We start from the raw sequence: 17,974 nt of genomic DNA, 5'->3' as shown, positions 1-17,974 counted from the left end.
GCACAACGACTACCGCGGCCACCCGGCCCCCGGGTTCGCGGGGCCACTGTCATTTATCGTCATTCGGAGAGACCTTTATGAGTCTTGAGACACGAGAAGATCTTGACCCGGTCGAGTCCACGGAGTGGCTGGAAGCTCTGGAATCGGTGCTGGATCGTGAAGGAGAGGGTCGCGCTCGCTACCTGCTGACCCGCCTGGCCGACCGCATGCGCCAGGACTCGGGCGTGGCGCCGTTCTCGGTGACAACCCCGCACCGCAACACTATCCCGCCGCATCATGAAGCGCGCATGCCGGGCGACCTGGACATGGAGCGCCACATTCGCTCGCTGATCCGCTGGAACATGGCGGCCATGGTCACCCGGGCCAACAGCCGGAATCCGGGCATCGGCGGCCACCTGGCGAGCTTCATGTCGGCCGCCACGCTTTACGACGTGGGCTTCGGCCATTTCTTCCGCGCGCCCCACGACGACCACCCCGGGGATTTGGTGTATATCCAGGGCCACAGCTCGCCGGGCATTTACGCGCGCTCTTTCCTGGAAGGCCGTTTGTCCGAGGCGCAAATGGACCGGTTCCGCGAAGAAGTGGACGGTGACGGCCTCTCGTCCTACCCGCACCCCTGGCTGATGCCGGAGTACTGGCAGCTGCCCACGGTGTCCATGGGGCTTGGGCCGATCATGTCCATCTACCAGGCGCGCTTCATCAAGTACTTGCACAACCGCGACCTGCAGGACATGAAGGACCGCCAGGTCTGGGCGTTTCTCGGCGACGGCGAGTGCGACGAGCCGGAAACCCTCGGCGCCATTCACCTGGCCAGCCGCGAGAAGCTCGACAACCTCAACTTCATCATCAACTGCAACCTGCAGCGCCTGGACGGCCCGGTGCGCGGCAACCAGAGCATCGTCACCGAGCTCGAGGGCATCTTCCGCGGTGCCGGCTGGAACGTGATCAAGCTGATCTGGGGCCGCAAGTGGGACCACCTGTTTGAGAAAGACAAAAGCGGCATGCTGCAAAAGCTGATGGACGAAACCGTCGACGGCGAGTACCAGAACTGCAAGTCCAAGGGCGGCGCCTACACCCGGGAGAATTTCTTCGGCAAGTATCCGGAAACCGCCGCGCTTGTCGAGGACATGACCGACGAGGAAATCGGCCAGCTGGACCGCGGCGGCCACGACCCGGTCAAGGTGTACTCGGCCTACTACGAGGCGTTCCATAACGCCAACGAGCGTCCCACGGTGATCCTTGCGCACACCGTCAAGGGCTACGGCCTGACGGCAGAAGGCGGCGAAGCCGACAACGAAGCGCACCAGATCAAGTCGATTGACGACATCGACGTCATGAAGAAGGTGCGTGACCGCTTCGAGATTCCGCTGACCGACGCGCAGCTGGAAAAGGAAATGCCGTACTACCGGCCGGATGATGATTCCCCGGAAATCAAGTACATGAAGCTTCAGCGCGAGCGCCTGGGCGGCCACCTGCCGACGCGTCGTGCGGACTTCGAGGCCATCGAGATCCCCGGTCTTGACGACAAGATCTTTGCCTCGCAGCTGGAAGGCTCCAGAGGCCGCGAGTTCTCCAGCACCATGGCGTTCGTGCGCATCCTCAACGGCCTGATCAAGAACAAGCAGTTTGGCAAGCGCGTAGTGCCCATCGTGCCCGACGAGTCGCGCACCTTCGGCATGGAAGGCATGTTCCGCCAGTTCGGCATCTACGCTGCCGAAGGCCAGAAGTACGAGCCCATGGACAAGGGCCAGCTGATGTACTACCGCGAGTCCCAGTCCGGCCAGGTGCTGCAGGAAGGCATCACCGAAGCGGGGGCGATGTCTTCGTGGATCGCGGCGGCGACGTCCTACAGCAACAGCGGTCTGCCGATGCTGCCGTTTTACATCTACTACTCGATGTTCGGCTTCCAGCGCATCGGTGACCTGGCCTGGGCGGCCGGCGATATGCAGGCCCGAGGCTTCATGATTGGCGGTACCGCCGGGCGCACCACGCTCAACGGCGAAGGCCTGCAGCACCAGGACGGCCACAGCCTGATCCAGGCGTCGACCATCCCCAACTGCCGCACCTACGACCCGACCTACGCCCACGAAGTCGCGGTCATCGTCCAGGACGGCCTCAAGCGCATGTGTCAGGACAAGGAAAACGTCTTCTACTACATGACGGTGATGAACGAGAACTACGAGCACCCGGCGCTTGACGAAGTGCCCGCCGAGGACATCATCAAGGGCATGTACCTGCTTGGCCATACCCAGGGCAAGAAGGGCAAGGGTCACGTTCAGCTGCTGGGCTCCGGCACCATCCTGCGCGAAGTCGAGGCCGCCGCCGAGCTGCTCGCCGAAGACTGGGGCGTGGGCAGCAACACCTGGAGCGCGACAAGCTTCAACGAGCTGCGTCGCGAAGCGCTGGAGATCGACCGTCAGGCGTTCCTCAAGCCCGATAAGGAACCGGCCAAGCCGCACGTTACCGCGTGCCTGGCAGGCCGTCAGGGCCCGGCGATTGCCGCCACCGACTACATGAAGCTCTACGCCGATCAGGTGCGCGCCTGGGTGCCCATGGACTATCATGTACTCGGCACCGACGGCTACGGCCGCTCCGATTCCCGCGAGAAGCTGCGCCATTTCTTCGAAGTGGACCGCTACTTCGTCACCGTAGCGGCGCTGAAAGCGCTGGCCGACCGCGGTGATATCGACCGCAAGGTCGTAGGCGAGGCGCTGAAGAAGTACGGCATCGATGCCAACAAGTCCAACCCGCTGACCAGCTGATCCGCTGCCCGGCGGGGGTAACCCCGCCGGCTCGACCCGATTTGGAAGGAGCGCGACCTTGAGTAGCGAAAACATCAAAGTGCCCGACATCGGCGGCGACGATGTCGAAATCATCGAGATTGCGGTGTCGGAAGGCGACGTCATCGAAGAAGAAGATGCGCTGATCACCCTAGAGTCCGACAAGGCCAGCATGGACGTACCCTCGCCGAAAGCCGGCAAGGTGCTAAAAGTGCTGGTGAAAGAGGGCGACACCGTCTCCGAAGGCGACGACATCGTCGAGCTTGAAGTCGAAGACGGCGATGACGCCGGTGACGACCAGGGCGAAGAGGCGTCGGAAGAAGAGACGGCGGAAAAGGACGAGTCGCCCAAGCAGGAAGAAACGCCCAAGCAGGAAGAGGCGCCGCAAAAGAAGAAGGCCGGCGGCGGCAAGCAGACCGTCGACGTTAAAGTGCCGGACATCGGCGAAAGCGCGGAAATCATCGACGTCGCGGTCAGCGAAGGCGACGACGTCGAGGAAGAAGACGCGCTGATTACGCTGGAGTCCGACAAGGCCTCCATGGACGTGCCCAGCCCCTACACCGGCAAGCTGGTATCGCTTTCCGCCAAGGAGGGCGACAGCGTCTCCGAAGGCGACGTCATCGGCCAGATGGAAATCGAAGGTGAAGGCGGCGATGACGGCCAGGCCGACCAGGCATCGGCCGAGGGCGACGCCCCGGCGGCAGACGAGCAGGCGCCCGCTGACGACGAAGACGGTGATGACGACGATGAGGACGAAGCCGCCGACGACGGCGAGCCGACGCGCCAGGAAATCCGCGTGCCGGACATCGGCGACAGCGCGGAAATCATCGAAGTCGCGGTCAGCGAAGGCGACGACATCGACGAGGAAGACGCGCTGATCACGCTGGAGTCGGACAAGGCCTCCATGGACGTGCCAAGCCCCTACAAGGGCAAGCTGGTGGAAGTCTCCGTGAAGGTCGGCGACAGCGTGTCTGAAGGCGACGTCATCGGCATTGTCGAAGTCGCCGGGGCCAAGAAAAAGCCTGCGCCGAAGAAGCAGCAGTCCGAGAAAAAGCCAGCGCCCAAGGAAGACAAGCCGCAGAGTGCTTCTGCGCCGAAGGCGGAGACGTCCGAGGCATCGCAGCCAAGCGCCGCGCCGGCCGGCAAAGACGGCAAGCGCGTGCACGCCGGCCCCGCGGTGCGCATGCTCGCCCGGGAGTTCGGCGTGGATCTGGCCCAGGTATCGCCCAGCGGGCCCAAGGATCGCGTGCTGAAAGAAGACGTTCAGGCGTTTGTCAAAAGCGCGCTTTCCGGCAAGTCCCAGGCGTCAGGCCAGGCGCCGGCGGCCGGCGGCAGCGGCATTCCGCCGATTCCGGACCAGGACTTCAGCCAGTTCGGCGAGGTGGAAGAGAAGCCCATGGGCCGCCTGCTCAAGATGGGCGCGACCAACCTGCATCGCAGCTGGGTGAATCTGCCCCACGTGACGCAGTTTGACGACGCCGACATCACCGAGCTTGAAGCCTTCCGCAAGTCGATGAAGGCCGAGGCCGAAGCCCAGGGCGCCAAGCTCACGCCGCTGCCGTTTCTGGTCAAGGCGAGCGCCTTCGCGCTCAAGCAGTTCCCGCAGTTCAACGTCAGTCTCAAAAGCGACGGCGAAACCATGGTATGGAAGAAGTATATCCATATCGGCATCGCCGTAGACACGCCGCAGGGCCTGATGGTGCCGGTACTGCGCGACGCCGACCAGAAGTCGCTTTTGGAAATCGCCCGGGAAATGGGCGAGCTGGGCAAGAAAGCCCAGGACAAGAAGCTCAAGCGCGAGGAAATGTCCGGCGGCTGCTTCACGGTTTCAAGCCTTGGCTCCATTGGCGGTACGGCGTTTACGCCCATCGTCAACGCCCCGGAAGTGGCCATTCTGGGCGTGTCCAAGGCGCAGATGAAGCCGGTGTGGGACGGCGCCGAGTTCCAGCCGCGCCTGATGATGCCGCTGTCGCTGTCCTACGACCACCGTGCGGTCAACGGCGCCGACGCGGCGCGCTTCACGGCGTTTCTGGCCGACGTCCTCGGCGATATCCGCCGCCTGCTGCTGTAACCGGCAAACGGCGTATCGATGCACAAACGGCGCCTGCGGGCGCCGTTTGTGTTTTGGCACATGCAGCGGACCCGGTCCTGCGCCGGAGCCGGCGCGGCGTTTGACAGCCCGGCTTTACGGCTAATAGCAGGCCGGCTCTACGGCTAATAGAGAGTTGTGTCACCGGACAAGCGCCGTTATTGTCGGTGCCTTGCTTTTTTCTTCTCTATCATTCAAGGAACAGTGGCTATGCGGTTAATTCTTTTGGGCGCCCCCGGCGCCGGCAAGGGAACCCAGGCGCAGTTTATCTGCGAGCAGTACAAGATCCCCCAGATTTCCACCGGCGACATGCTGCGCACGGCGATCAAGGACGGAAGCGAGCTGGGCCTCAAGGTTCAGGACATCATGAACAGCGGCGGGCTGGTGTCCGATGACATCATCATCGACCTGGTCAAGGACCGCATCAGCCAGCCGGACTGCGAAAACGGCTTTCTGTTCGACGGCTTTCCGCGCACCATCCCCCAGGCCGACGCCATGAAGGAAGCCGGCGTCAAGCTCGACCACGTGCTGGAAATCGCCGTGGCCGACGAGGAGATCGTCAATCGCCTCGCCGGGCGCCGCGTGCATCCGACCTCCGGGCGCACCTACCATATCGACCACAATCCGCCCAAAGAGCCGGGGATGGATGACGTCACCGGTGAAGCGCTGATCCAGCGCGAGGACGACCAGGAATCCACCGTGCGCAACCGTCTGGCCGTTTACCACGACCAGACCGCGCCGCTGGTGGACTACTACCGTCAGTGGGCCAAGGAAGACCCCGAGGCCGCGCCCGAGTACCACTGCGTGGAAGGCGTGGGCAGCGTCGAGGATATTACCCGCCAGGTTACCGAGGCGCTGGGGACAAAGGTCGCGTAATGGCGCTTAACCTGCTTGCCATGGACGCTTCGTCGGGCGCCTGCTCGGCGGCTTTGCTGCGCCGCGACGGCGCAGGCGAGCGCTGCCTTGCACGCTTCGCCCTGACGCCCCGGGAACATACCCGGCGCCTGCTGCCCATGGTGGACGAAGTGCTGGCAGAAGCCGAGCTGTCACCGAGTCAGCTGGACGCCGTGGCCTTCGGCCGCGGGCCCGGCTCGTTTACCGGCCTGCGCATTGCCGCCGGCGCCGCCCAGGGGCTGGCCTTTGGCCTGGAGCGCCCGCTGCTGGGCGTCTCCACCCTGGAGGCGCTGGCGCTTCAGGCCCACGAGCGGTTTGGCGCCAGCCGGGTCGCCACCCTGATCGACGCGCGCATGGGCGAGGTCTACGCGGCCTTCTGGCACTGCGCCGACGGCGCCACGACCCGGCGCGGGGAAGAAGCCGTGCTGGCGCCGGGGAAGCTTAAGCTGCCGGACGACGAGGCGCTGTCGTGGGCCGCCGTGGGTTCGGGGCTTGCCCTGCGCGACGGCTTTGCCGCATCGCTTGGCGCGCGCCTTGAGCCGCTGGATACGGACTTGCCAACCGGGGCGCTTGAGCCCCGGGCCGAAGAGATGGCGTGGCTTGCCGCCCGGGATTTCGACGCCGGCCGCGGCCAGCCGGCGCACCTGGCCCAGCCGGTCTATTTGCGCAACGAGGTGGCGTGGAAAAAAACCGCTTAAGCGAGGCCGGGCTGGCGCTGCCCGAAGGGCTTGTTCTGGAGCGGCGCGCCGAAGGGCTGGTGCTCGCCGGCGATGAGGCGCGTGACGGCAAGCCGCTGCGGGTGGACTACGTCGGCGGTAAGGCCGGCCACCGGCGCCGCTTTGGCGGCGGGCGCGGCCAGCTGATTGCCCGGGCCTGCGGGCTGGCGAACGGGGTGACGCCAAGCGTGGTGGACGCGACCGCGGGGCTTGGCCGGGACGCCTTTGTGCTCGCAAGCCTGGGCGCGCCGGTGCTGCTGGTCGAGCGGGTGGCGGCGATTGCCGCCCTGCTGGCCGACGGCCTCGAGCGCGCCGCGGCGCACCCCGAGACCGCCGCCATCGCCGCACGGATGCAGCTTGCGCCGGGGGACGCCGCCGTCGAGCTTGAAGCGCTGGTGACCGCGGCGGGCTTTGCCCCCCAGGTCGTGCATTTGGACCCGATGTTTCCCCACCGGGAAAAATCCGCGCTGGTGAAAAAGGAAATGCGCCTTTTTCGCCGGCTTGCCGGCGACGATCCCGATGCGCCGCGGCTGCTTCAGGCCGCGCTTGACGTCGCCACCCACCGGGTGGTGGTCAAGCGCCCGCGCAAGGCGCCGGCCATTGCCGGGCCGGCGGTGGCCCACGTAGTGGAAGGCAAAACCAGCCGCTACGATATTTACGTCCACCGCTCGCTGCGGCCCAAGCGCGGCTAGCCTTTCTTGCCCGACGTTTTCTTCTGGCCCGCCTTGTGCTGCTTGGGCCGGGGCTTGGGCTTGCCGCCGGACTCCGACGGCACGCGGTAGTGCAGGTATAGGTCCAGCACCAGCTCGGGCAGCTGGGCGGTGAGCGCTTCCAGCCGCTGGCTGTCGCCGGCGAGCTCGGCAATATCGGGCTCGTCGTCAAACAGGCCGGACAGCAGCATGAACGGCAGCAGCAGGGCGGCGGCGGCCTCTTCGTCATCGGCAAACCAGGCGCTTTCATTAACAAACACGCCTTCCATGAAGCCCGCGCACCAGTCGCCAACCGGCGTTTCTTCCGGGGGCAGGCCGTCGAGCACCGGCTCGAACGGTAGCTCGGGAAGCCCGCCCTGTTCCAGCAGCGCCATGGCGTTATCGCGCAGCGCGGCCAGCAGGCCGGTGATCTCTTCGCGCTCTGCCCGGTCGGCGTAGTCCGGCTCCCCCTGAAACAGCTCGGCCTGCCACTGGTCGTCGGGCGTGTGGCTTGGGGCGACCGCCAGGGCAACCATGAAGCCGTGGGTCGAGATCAGGTCCAGGGCGTCTTCGTCCACCCGGCCGGAGTCGAGAAAGTCGTCGAGCCGCTCAAGGGCGTCGTCGCCCAGCAGCGGCTCCGGGGGCGCGGAAGCGTCGTCGCTCTGGCTGGGGGGAGAAGGGCGCTGTGACATGCAAGGCCTCATGGGTTGGCGTGGAAAATAGCAGGGAAACAGTAGGGAAAAACAGGGTGTCGAGTTTATCATCAAAGGCGGCCGCGCCGCTTCCCGCCTGGCCCGACGAGGCGCTGGCCGGGCTTGACCGCGAGGCGCTGGAACAGGCCGCCCGCCGCCGGGTGGCCGAGGCGCTCGAGCGCGCCCGGGAGGTTCACCCGGCGCTGCCCGCGCCCCGGGTGTGGTTTGATCTCAAGGGCGCCTCCGCCGGCCAGGCGCACCTGGGGCGCGGCGGGCTGCGCTTCAATCCGGTGCTGCTGGAAGAAAACCGCACGGCGTTCTTTACCGACGTTATCCCCCACGAAATGGCCCACTGGCTGGTGTTCCACCTGGAGAACGGCCCGCGGCTCAAACCCCACGGGCGCGAATGGCAAACGGTGATGCGCGATCTTTATGCCCTGACGCCCCGGGTGACCCACCGGCTGGACGTCAGCCGGGCACGATCGGCGCCGTACCGCTACGCTTGCCGCTGTGGCGATCACTACTTCACCCCCCAGCGCCATGCCCAGCGGCATAAAGGGCGGCGCTATCGCTGTCGGCAGTGCGCTCAGACGTTGGTCTATCTTGGCCGCACGCTGCCCGAAAATTCTTTATAGTCACCTGTTAATAAAGGGAATTTTTTTAATACCAAGGTCTAAATGGAAGGCCGCTTCGAGACCTATATGCTGGGAGCGAAGCACATAAAGTCGGCACGCTTAACCAGAACGCGGGCGGACGCTGTTTTGCCTGGTTCTCACCCTGATCAAGAGGTTCGTTATGACTGAGCAGCAAAAGAACATCTATCCGGTTCCCGAAGCGCTGGCGAAGCGTGCCTGGATCGACAAGGCCGACTACGAGGCGCTTTATCGCCAGTCCATCGAAGATCCTGAGGGCTACTGGGCGGAGCAGGCCAAGCGGCTCGACTGGATCAAGGCGCCTACCAAGATCAAGAATACGTCGTTTGACGTAAACAACGTCGATATTCGCTGGTTTGAAGACGGCACCCTCAACGCCAGCGTCAACTGCCTCGATCGTCACCTCGAAACCCGCGGCGACCAGCCGGCGATCATCTGGGAAGGCGACGACCCGGCGAACGACAAGACGCTCACCTATCGCGAGCTTTACGAGCGGACCTGCCAGCTGGCCAACGCCTTCAAGGAGCTGGGAGTTAACAAGGGCGACGTGGTTACCCTCTACATGCCGATGATCCCCGAGGCCGCCATCGCCATGCTCGCCTGCGCGCGTATCGGGGCGATTCACTCGGTTATCTTCGGCGGCTTCTCACCGGACGCCATTGCCCAGCGTGTGACCGGCGCGAAGTCCAAGCTGGTCATCACCGCCGACGAGTCGGTGCGCGGCGGCAAGCATGTGCCGCTCAAGGACAACGTCGATGCCGCGCTGACCCGTGATGGCACCGAGGTGTGCGAAAACGTCCTGGTGGTCAAGCGTACCGGCGGCGAGATCGACTGGCATGAGGGTCGCGACATCGAGTATGACGATCTCGTCTCCCGGCAGGCCACCGACTGTCCGGCCGAGGAGATGAGCGCCGAGGATCCGCTGTTCATCCTCTATACCTCGGGCTCCACCGGCGCGCCCAAGGGCATGAAGCACACCACCGGCGGCTATCTGGTGCACGCCGCCATGACCCATCAGTACGTCTTTGACTATCACGATGGCGATATCTACTGGTGCACCGCCGACGTTGGCTGGATTACCGGGCACAGCTATATCGTCTACGGGCCGCTGGCCAACGGGGCGACCACGCTGATGTTTGAAGGCGTACCCAGCTACCCGACGCCCGGCCGCATCGGCGAGGTGGTCGACAAGCACAAGGTCAATATTCTCTATACGGCGCCCACTGCTATCCGTGCTCTGCGCGCCCACGGCGACGACGTCATGGATACCAGCAGCCGGGAGAGCCTGCGAGTGCTGGGTACCGTGGGCGAGCCCATCAACCCCGAGGCCTGGGAGTGGTACTACCGGGTCATCGGCAACTCGAAGTGTCCGGTCGTCGATACCTGGTGGCAGACCGAGAACGGCGGCATCCTGATTTCGCCGCTGCCCGGGGCCACCGACCTCAAGCCGGGCTCCGCCACCCTGCCGCTGTTCGGCGTCAAGGCGGGTATCATCGATAACGACGGCAACCTGCTGGAAGGCGAGGCCGAGGGCAACCTGGTGATTCTGGACGCCTGGCCGGGGATCGCACGCTCCATCTGGGGAGATCACGAGCGTTTCGTGCAGACCTACTTCTCGACCTACCCGGGCATGTACTTCACCAGCGATGCGGCCCGCCGCGACGAGGACGGCTACTACTGGATCACCGGGCGGGTCGACGACGTGCTCAACGTCTCCGGCCACCGCATGGGCACCTCCGAGATCGAGTCGTCGCTGGTTGCCCACGATAAAGTGGCCGAAGCCGCCGTGGTCGGTTTCCCCCACGACATCAAGGGTCAGGGCATCTATATCTATGTCACCCTCAACGAAGACTTCGAACCGAGCGACGAGCTCAGGAAGGAGCTGGTCCAGTGGGTGCGCAAGGATATCGGCCCCATCGCCTCGCCGGACATCATCCAGTGGGCCGCCGATCTGCCCAAGACGCGTTCGGGCAAGATCATGCGCCGCATCCTGCGCAAGATTGCCGCCAACGAGACCGAAGGCCTGGGCGATACCAGCACGCTTGCCGACCCCAGCGTCGTCGACGAGCTGATCGAGCACCGCGCCAACCGCTGAGTCGCGGCGCCTTTCGCTAAACCCCTCCAATGCCGGCCGCGTGCCGGCATTGTCGTTTTCGGGCGGCAGCGGCGTGTCAAGGCGCCCTGCGCGGATAAAAAAGCGACGGGCGTGCCCGCTGCCCTTGGGCAGGATGAAGCCCTTGGGGTACCATTCGACAGGTGCCGCCGCCGTTATCGGTGCGACAGTCACCTGACGGCCGCTCAAGGATCCGGAGGAGACCCCATGGCTATTGCCCACAAGTTCATCGTCGCTGACGACCATCCGCTGTTCCGCGCCGCGTTGACCCAGGCGCTGCGCCAGCTGGCGCCCGAGGCGGACATTGTCGAAGCCGACACCATGGAAGCCACCAAGGAGGCGGTCAACCGGCATCCGGATGCTGACCTGGTGCTGCTCGACCTGCACATGCCCGGCGCCAACGGCTTTTCCGGGCTGATCCAGCTGCGCGGGCAGATGCCCGACATTCCGGTGGTGGTCATCTCGGGCAGCGACGAGCCCTACGTGGTGCGCCGGGCACTGGACTACGGCGCCTCGGGCTTCATCCCCAAGTCGTCCTCGCTTGCGCTGATTGCCGAGGCGGTGGGCGAAGTGCTCGACGGCGAAGTCTGGCTGCCCGAGGCGCTTGCCGGCGTGCTCGACGACACCAACGAGGAAGAGGCGCGCTTTGCCGAGGCCATTGCCTCGCTTACGCCCCAGCAGTTTCGCGTGCTCAACATGCTCACCGAAGGCCTGCTGAACAAGCAGATCGCCTACGAGCTCAACGTTTCGGAAGCCACCATCAAGGCCCACGTCACCGCCATCCTGCGCAAGCTCGGCGTGCACTCGCGCACCCAGGCGGTCATCGCCGCCCAGAAGCTTGAGGTAGAGCCGCCTAAGCTTGAATCCTGAGGCAAAGCGCTAGGCTTGCGGCTGCGCCCCGCGGCTGGCCTGCAGCGTGCGGGTCAAAAGCGCCCGCAGGGCCGCCGGGCGTACCGGCTTTTGCAGCAGGTGGTGGCCGGCGCGGCGAACCTCGTCGGCCACCGCTTCGCTGCGGTCGGCGGTGATCACGATGCCGGGCACTTCGCCCTGCAGGCGCTCGCCCAGGGCCTCCAGCGCCATCAGGCCGGTCACTTCGTTATCCAGGTGGTAGTCGGCGAGTATCGCCTCCGGGTCGCCCTCCATATTGCGCAGAATCGACTTGGCGCCGCCGATGCTGGTGGCGGTGAATACCTCGCACCCCCAGCCGCCGAGCATGGCGGCCATGCCTTCAAGAATCAGCGATTCGTTATCGATGCACACAATGCGCGTGCCGGCGAGCTTGTGGCCCGCCCGGCGGCTCGGCTCGGGCGCGGCGTCTGCGACGGCCCGGGCGTCCACCACCGGCACGCTGACGCTGAAGACGGTGCCCGCCCCTTCCCAGGAGCGCACCGCGATGGGGTGATCCAGCACCCGGCTCATGCGCTCGGCAATGGACAGGCCCAGCCCCAGCCCTTTCTCGTTTTCGCGGTGGCGCGAGGTCTGATCCAGGCGGCGAAATTCCTGGAAAATTTCCGCCTGCTTGGCCTCGGCGATGCCCGGGCCGGTGTCCCAGACCTCGATGCGCAGCCGCTCCCCGGCGCGCCGGCACCCGAGCAGCACGCGGCCCTCCCGGGTATAGCGCAGGGCGTTGGAGAGAAAGTTCTGCACGATGCGGCGCAGCATCTGGGCGTCGGAGTCCACCCACTGTCCGGTGGGCACCACGGTCAGGTCCAGCCCCCGGTCGGCGGCCATGACGTCGAACTCGGCGCGCAGCGGGTGGAAAATATCGGCCAGGGCAAAGTGGCTGCGCCGGGCCGTGAGCGCGCCGGCATCGAGCTTGGAAATATCCAGCAGCGTGCCTAATAGCTCTTCGGCGGCCTGCAGCGAGTTGTCGATATGGTCGATAGTGTGGCGGTCGCCCTTGGCGGTATGGTTCTGCGCCAGCGCCGAGGTAAACAGCCGCGCGGCGTTGAGCGGCTGCAGCAGGTCGTGGCTGGCGGCGGCGAGAAAGCGCGTCTTGGAGGCGTTGGCATCCTCCGCCAGCTGCTTGGCGCGGGATAGCTCCTGGGTGCGCTCGTGCACCCGCTCTTCCAGGGTTTCGTTGGTTTCCTTGAGGGCGATCTCAGCCAGGCGGCGCTCGGTGATGTCCTGGTAGAGGGCAAAAAAGCCGAGGATGGCGCCGCCGTCGTCAAAGTGCGGGGTGTAGGTCACCAGCATATGGTGGCGCTCGCCGCCGATGGGCATGGCCACTTCAAAGCTGACCCGCTCGCCGGCAAGCGTTCGCTGGAACCAGTCGGCGCGCTCCCGGGCGCGGTCGGCGGGCATGACGTCGGCAAAGCGCCGGCCGATCACCGCGTGGCGGTCCACGCCGAAGGCCTGCTCGTAGGCGCGGTTGGTAAACAGGTAGCGGCAGTCCTTGTCGAAGTAGGCGATCAGCGCCGGCACGTTGTCGGTGTAGATGCGGATGTTGTTTTCCGAGCGGATCAGCGCCTCTTCGGTGCGCTTTTGCCGGGTAATGTCCTGATAGGTATAGACAAAGCCGCCGCCGGGCATGGGGGTGCCCTGGACCTCCAGCACGCTGCCGTCCTGACGGTAGCGCACGTAGCGGTGGGGCTGGCCCTCGCGGATATTGTCGAGCAGAAGCTCGACGTGTTCCTCGGGATCCCCGGGGCCGTATTCGCCGCTGTGGGCGTTATAGCGGAAAATGCGGTCGATGGGCGCGCCCACCCGGATCAGGTGGTCGGGAAAGCGGAACAGCTCCAGATAGCGCTGGTTCCACACCACCAGCCGCAGGTGCTGGTCGACCACGCTGATGCCCTGGCTGATGTTTTCGATGGTGGCCTGGAGCAGAGCGCGGTTGAACTCGAGCACCTGGGAGGCCTCATCGACGATGGAAATGACGTCGGAGATGCCGATGCCGCGCCCCTGCAGCGCCGAGTTGACCACAATGCGCGCCGACGACGCGCCGAGCACCGAGGCCAGGAAGCGCTCGGTGAACTGGATGACGTCGATGGAGGCTCGGGCGTCGTCGTCAAGGGTGGTGCCGTTGCGCCGAGCGTAGTTGTTAAAGGCAGTGGCCACCTGGTTTGCGCCGAGAAAACGTTCGCACAGCACTTTCAGGTCGCCCACCGTGGTGGCGCCGAGCCAGGGGCGGTTGACCGAGGTCTGACGGGTTTCCACGCTGTCCACAAATAGCGACGCCTGGATGCGCTCCACCACCCGCTGGGTGCTCAGCTGGGAGATAAAGATGTAGCAGAACAGGTTGAGCCCCAGCGAAAGCATGACCCCGTGGGTGAAGGGGTCGCCCAGCTCCAGGCCAAAAAGCTCAATGGGCGAGAGCCAGCCGATGCCCAGCGGGCCATCAATGACCCAGCCGCCGGGCAGTACGCCAGCGTTGGCAAGCGCCGGGCCCAGCAGGCTGTAGACCCAGACGGCAAAGCCTGCGTTCAGCCCCACGATAACCCCCAGCCAGTTGCCGCGCTTCCAGTAAAGGCCGCCGATCAGCGCCGGGGCGAACTGCGCAGCGGCGGCAAAGGAGAGCATGCCGATGGCGGAAAGCGACGTAAGTTCGGCCAGCAGGCGGTAGAAGCCGTAGGCCAGGATCAGCACGGCGACGATGGTAAAGCGCCGCACGCGCAGCACCAGGCGACCGTAGTCTCGGGCCTGGGTGTCGAACCAGCGCAGGCGAAAAAGCGCGGGAATAACGATCTCGTTGGAGACCATGATCGACACCGCCACGGTAGCGACCAGAACCATGCTGGTGGCGGCGGAAAAGCCGCCGATGAAGGTCAGAAGCGGCAGCCAGCCGTGGTCTGATGCCATGGACAGCGCCAGCACGTAGGTGTCGGGCTGGATATCGGTATCGCCAAATAGCCACAGTCCGGCGCCGGCCAGAGGCACCACAAAAAACGCTACCGCCGCCAGGTAAAGCGGAAACAGCCAGCGCGCCCGCCGGGCGTCGTCCGGGTGGGTGTTTTCCACCACGGCGACGTGGAACTGGCGCGGCAGGCAGAAAATCGCCAGCATGGCGAGCAGCGTCTGGGCCCAGAAACCGTGGGCGAAATCCTGTTCGGCCAGCTGGCGCTCCAGCTGGAGCTGGCCGTCGGCGTAGCGGGCAAGCTCGCCCAGCCCGTCGAACATGCCCCAGGTCACCACCGCGCCGAGAATCACGAACGCCGCCAGCTTGACCAGCGACTCGAAGGCCACGGCGTGGATCAGCCCTTCGTGGTGTTCGGTGGCGTCGGTGTGGCGGGTGCCGAATAAAATGGCGAACAGCGCCATGACCGCGGCAATGTAAAAGGCAGCGTCGCCAAACAGCGGCGCGTGCTGGGCGCTGGCGCTGTCGGTGAGGATGCTGAACGACGTGGCCACGGCTTTGAGCTGCAGGGCGATGTAGGGCAGCGTGCCGATCAGCGCGATCAGGCTGGCAAAGACCGCCAGCGACTGGGCCTTGCCGTAGCGCGAGGCGATGAAGTCGGCAATCGAGGTGATGTTCTGGTGCTTGGCGACGCGAATCATCTTGGAAAGCACCGGCCAGAACAGCAGAAACGTCAGCACCGGCCCGACAAAAATGCTGGCAAAGGACCAGCCCGAGGTGGCCGCCTGGCCCACGGCGCCGTAAAACGTCCAGGACGTGCAGTAAATCGCCAGCGCCAGGCTGTAGATCAGCGGGCGGCGGCGGCTGGCCCCGTGGGTGTGGGCCCGGCGGTCGCCGTACCAGGCAATGCCGAACAGCACCGCAATGTACAAAAGCGATACCGCGATGAGTAGCCCTGCATAAAACATCGAACGCTCCCGCCGTGGCGCACCGCGGCCCGGGCCGCCGGTAGAAAACGCCCATTCTAGGTGAAATGGGCGTAGGCGTCAGGCGGCCGGAGTGAAGGAGTGGCCGTATCAGACCTCCCGGGGCGGCCGGCACGCGGTGATGTACAAGGGGGCGCTGTCGCGCAGGGTGCGAAGCTCATTCATCGCCGGCTTGCCGGAGTCATCATCCAGCGGCACCAGCTCCCGAGTGTCGCAGTTGATCAGGTAGGGGGTGGGGGTGACCACGTCGGCATAGTGGCGCTCGAAGTGATAGACGATCAGCTCGGTGACGGGCGTTTCCTCCCGGGCGCCGTGGTGGATGTTGTCGCGGTCGACCACGCTGAACGCGTCCACCATGGGAAAGATAAACGTCCAGGGCCGCCAAACGGCGCTGCCGGTCTCCTTGGAAATCACCACGGCGCTTTCCGGCAGCTGCTGCTGCTTGTGCTCGAACCAGCGGTATTCCGCGTTGATCTGATAGCCCAGCATGCCCAGTCCGGCGCAGACCGGAACGATCCATTTGGGCAGGCGTTTGCCGCTCAGGGTGCGCAAAAACAGGCCGATGCCCGCGGCGGCCAGGCCGGAAACCACGGCGGCGATCAAGTGCCAGAGCATGGCGTCTCCTCGATGACGGGGCGCTAACGCCGGCGCGAGGCGTTGACGCGGTGGAAAAAAGGCGGACTTCCTTACGGAAGCCCGCCGGGTCAGAGTGGCAATAGCCAGATGGCCGCGTATCAGCGCGGTGTCATCATGCGTCAGTGCCGACTCAGGTGCGGCGCGTTGCCGGCCCCTTTGGGATAGCGCACGCTTTCCACCAGCAGCTGGATTTCCCTGGGCGGTGCGGCTGTGACGCTGGAAACGGCGAAGGCCACGGCGAAGTTCATCATCGCCCCCAGCGCCCCGAAGGACTGCGGGGAGATGCCCAGCACCCAGTTTTCCGGCGTGTTGGCCAGCATGTTGGTGCCGGGAATGAAGAACCAGCCCAGGTAGGTGAAGATATACAAAAGCGTGGTCAGAAGCCCGGTAAGCATACCGGCTACGGCACCGCGGTTGTTGATGCGCTTGGAGAAGATACCCATCATCAGCACCGGGAACAGCGAGGCACCGGCGATCCCGAAGGCCAGCGCCACGGTTTGCGCGGCAAAACCGGGCGGATTGAGTCCCAGGTAGGTGGCGAGCAGGATCGCCCCGGCCATGGAGATCCGCGCGGCGAGCATTTCTCCCTTTTCGGTGATGTTGGGATTAAGGGTGTTTTTGATCAGGTCGTGGCTTACCGCCGATGAAATCGCCAGCAATAGCCCCGCCGCCGTCGAGAGCGCTGCCGCCACGCCGCCGGCCGCAATCAGGCCGATGACCCAGGGCGGCAGGTTGGCGATTTCGGGGTTGGCCAGCACCAGGATGTCGTTGTTGACCGCAAGCTCGTTGCCTTCCCAGCCGAACTCCTCGGCCTTGTCGGCAAAGGCGTCGCTGTCGTCGTTGTAGAGCTGGATGCGATCGTCGCTGTTCTTGTCCTCGAAGGTGATCAGGCCGGTGTCTTCCCAGGAGCGGATCCAGCCGGGGCGATCTTCATAGAGGATGGGGTTTTGCGCGGCGGCGTCGTAGTCCTCGGTCTGCTGCGCCATGTCGGGGTATACGGTGGTCAGGAGGTTGAGCCTGGCCATGGAGCCTACCGCCGGCGCGGTGACGTACAAAAGGGCGATGAACACCAGCGCCCAGCCCGCCGACCAGCGCGCGTCCGCCACCTTGGGTACGGTGAAAAAGCGAATGATGACGTGGGGTAGCCCGGCGGTACCCACCATCAGCGACAGCGTAAACAGCACCATATTGAGCTTGTTGTCGACGTCGGCGGTGTAGGCGTTGAACCCCAGCGCAGTCACCACCTGGTCGAGCTTGTCCAGAAGCGGCATGCCGGATTCGGTATGGGTACTGAACATGCCGAACATGGGGATGGGGTTGCCGGTGAGGTGCATGGCGATGAATATCGCCGGAATGGTGTAGGCGATGATCAGCACCACGTACTGGGCTACCTGGGTATAGGTGATGCCCTTCATGCCGCCGAACACCGCGTAGAGGAACACGATCAGCGCGGCAATCCAGATGCCCAGGGTGTTGGACACCTCAAGAAAGCGCGAGAACGCCACGCCGGCCCCGGTCATCTGGCCGATGACGTAGGTGGTCGACGCAATGATCAGACAGACCACGGCGATCAGGCGCGCCGTGTTGCTGTAGAAGCGGTCGCCGATAAAGGCCGGAACGGTGAATTTGCCGAACTTGCGCAGGTAGGGAGCAAGCAGCATGGCAAGCAGCACATAGCCGCCGGTCCAGCCCATCAGGTAGGTCGAGTTGGCGTAGCCGCCGGCGGCCAGCAGCCCTGCCATGGAAATAAACGACGCCGCCGACATCCAGTCCGCCGCCGTGGCCATGCCGTTGGTAATGGGGTGCACGCCGCCGCCGGCAACGTAGAAGTCCTTGGTCGAGCCGGCGCGCGCCCAGACGGCGATGCCGATGTAGAGCGCGAAAGAGGCGCCCACAAAGAGTATGTTGATGATGAACTGATCCATGCTGG

At 65.0% G+C, this 17,974-nt stretch carries 12 protein-coding genes; 8 read left to right on the top strand and 4 right to left on the bottom strand.

The genetic code is table 11. The features are described 5' to 3' along the window. The first annotated feature begins 77 nt into the window (after positions 1-77). The 5 genes from aceE to ACZ46Y_RS11735 all read left to right on the top strand — a co-directional run bounded on the left by aceE (position 78) and on the right by ACZ46Y_RS11735 (position 7,171). On the top strand, positions 78-2,762 hold the full coding sequence (aceE, locus tag ACZ46Y_RS11755; protein WP_311952219.1) for a pyruvate dehydrogenase (acetyl-transferring), homodimeric type: 2,685 nt from the start codon (positions 78-80) through the stop codon (positions 2,760-2,762). Positions 2,763-2,820: 58 nt separating this feature from the next. Continuing rightward, positions 2,821-4,851, top strand: a complete 2,031-nt coding sequence (gene aceF / locus ACZ46Y_RS11750; RefSeq protein ID WP_311952216.1) for a pyruvate dehydrogenase complex dihydrolipoyllysine-residue acetyltransferase — start codon at positions 2,821-2,823, stop codon at positions 4,849-4,851. A 228-nt stretch (positions 4,852-5,079) separates the two neighbouring features. Further along, positions 5,080-5,745, top strand: coding sequence for an adenylate kinase (gene adk, locus ACZ46Y_RS11745; RefSeq protein ID WP_311952214.1), 666 nt, complete (start codon positions 5,080-5,082; stop codon positions 5,743-5,745). After that, complete coding sequence (tsaB, locus tag ACZ46Y_RS11740; RefSeq protein WP_311952213.1) at positions 5,745-6,461, top strand: tRNA (adenosine(37)-N6)-threonylcarbamoyltransferase complex dimerization subunit type 1 TsaB; 717 nt, start codon at positions 5,745-5,747, stop codon at positions 6,459-6,461. Before adk ends, tsaB begins: the two co-directional genes overlap by 1 nt. Continuing rightward, on the top strand, positions 6,443-7,171 hold the full coding sequence (locus ACZ46Y_RS11735; protein ID WP_376717560.1) for a class I SAM-dependent methyltransferase: 729 nt from the start codon (positions 6,443-6,445) through the stop codon (positions 7,169-7,171). Before tsaB ends, ACZ46Y_RS11735 begins: the two co-directional genes overlap by 19 nt. Here ACZ46Y_RS11735 and ACZ46Y_RS11730 read toward each other — a convergent pair. Next, positions 7,168-7,860, bottom strand: a complete 693-nt coding sequence (locus ACZ46Y_RS11730; protein ID WP_311952211.1) for a YecA/YgfB family protein — start codon at positions 7,858-7,860, stop codon at positions 7,168-7,170. The genes ACZ46Y_RS11735 and ACZ46Y_RS11730 overlap by 4 nt on opposite strands. 56 nt (positions 7,861-7,916) lie before the next feature. On the opposite strand from ACZ46Y_RS11730, the gene ACZ46Y_RS11725 reads away from it, so the two are divergent. From ACZ46Y_RS11725 to ACZ46Y_RS11715, 3 genes are all read left to right on the top strand, one after another. Then, a complete protein-coding gene (locus ACZ46Y_RS11725; RefSeq protein ID WP_311952210.1) occupies positions 7,917-8,495 on the top strand; it encodes a SprT family zinc-dependent metalloprotease in 579 nt (192 codons plus the stop codon). Positions 8,496-8,655: 160 nt separating this feature from the next. Then, entirely contained in the window at positions 8,656-10,608 is a 1,953-nt protein-coding gene (gene acs / locus ACZ46Y_RS11720) for an acetate--CoA ligase (protein ID WP_311952208.1), read from the top strand. Between the two features lie 225 nt (positions 10,609-10,833). After that, positions 10,834-11,496 carry a response regulator transcription factor gene (locus ACZ46Y_RS11715; RefSeq protein ID WP_311952207.1) on the top strand — a complete coding sequence of 221 codons (663 nt, stop codon included), beginning with the start codon at positions 10,834-10,836 and terminating at the stop codon, positions 11,494-11,496. 9 nt (positions 11,497-11,505) lie between these two features. Here the strand turns inward: ACZ46Y_RS11715 and ACZ46Y_RS11710 are convergent, their stop codons facing one another. From ACZ46Y_RS11710 to ACZ46Y_RS11700, 3 genes are all read right to left on the bottom strand, one after another. Next, complete coding sequence (locus ACZ46Y_RS11710; RefSeq protein ID WP_311952206.1) at positions 11,506-15,390, bottom strand: PAS domain-containing hybrid sensor histidine kinase/response regulator; 3,885 nt, start codon at positions 15,388-15,390, stop codon at positions 11,506-11,508. A 108-nt stretch (positions 15,391-15,498) separates the two neighbouring features. Then, positions 15,499-16,023, bottom strand: coding sequence for a hypothetical protein (locus ACZ46Y_RS11705; RefSeq protein ID WP_311952204.1), 525 nt, complete (start codon positions 16,021-16,023; stop codon positions 15,499-15,501). 140 nt (positions 16,024-16,163) lie between these two features. Beyond that, positions 16,164-17,969: a sodium:solute symporter family protein gene (locus ACZ46Y_RS11700; protein ID WP_311952203.1), complete on the bottom strand. Its 1,806-nt coding sequence runs from the start codon at positions 17,967-17,969 to the stop codon at positions 16,164-16,166. Positions 17,970-17,974 lie beyond the last annotated feature (5 nt).

The sequence above is a fragment of the Halomonas garicola genome (assembly GCF_055382465.1).
Note: the sequence above shows the minus strand (reverse complement) of the source record. Positions and strands in the feature narration are given on the sequence as shown.

Excerpts from the sequence above, each read along its gene's own strand:
- aceE (WP_311952219.1), top strand. The coding sequence starts at position 78 with ATGAGTCTTGAGACACGAGAAGATCTTGACCCGGTCGAGTCCACGGAG.
- adk (WP_311952214.1), top strand. The coding sequence starts at position 5,080 with ATGCGGTTAATTCTTTTGGGCGCCCCCGGCGCCGGCAAGGGAACCCAG.
- tsaB (WP_311952213.1), top strand. The coding sequence starts at position 5,745 with ATGGCGCTTAACCTGCTTGCCATGGACGCTTCGTCGGGCGCCTGCTCG.
- ACZ46Y_RS11730 (WP_311952211.1), bottom strand. The coding sequence starts at position 7,860 with ATGTCACAGCGCCCTTCTCCCCCCAGCCAGAGCGACGACGCTTCCGCG.
- acs (WP_311952208.1), top strand. The coding sequence starts at position 8,656 with ATGACTGAGCAGCAAAAGAACATCTATCCGGTTCCCGAAGCGCTGGCG.
- ACZ46Y_RS11715 (WP_311952207.1), top strand. The coding sequence starts at position 10,834 with ATGGCTATTGCCCACAAGTTCATCGTCGCTGACGACCATCCGCTGTTC.
- ACZ46Y_RS11710 (WP_311952206.1), bottom strand. The coding sequence starts at position 15,390 with ATGTTTTATGCAGGGCTACTCATCGCGGTATCGCTTTTGTACATTGCG.
- ACZ46Y_RS11705 (WP_311952204.1), bottom strand. The coding sequence starts at position 16,023 with ATGCTCTGGCACTTGATCGCCGCCGTGGTTTCCGGCCTGGCCGCCGCG.
- ACZ46Y_RS11700 (WP_311952203.1), bottom strand. The coding sequence starts at position 17,969 with ATGGATCAGTTCATCATCAACATACTCTTTGTGGGCGCCTCTTTCGCG.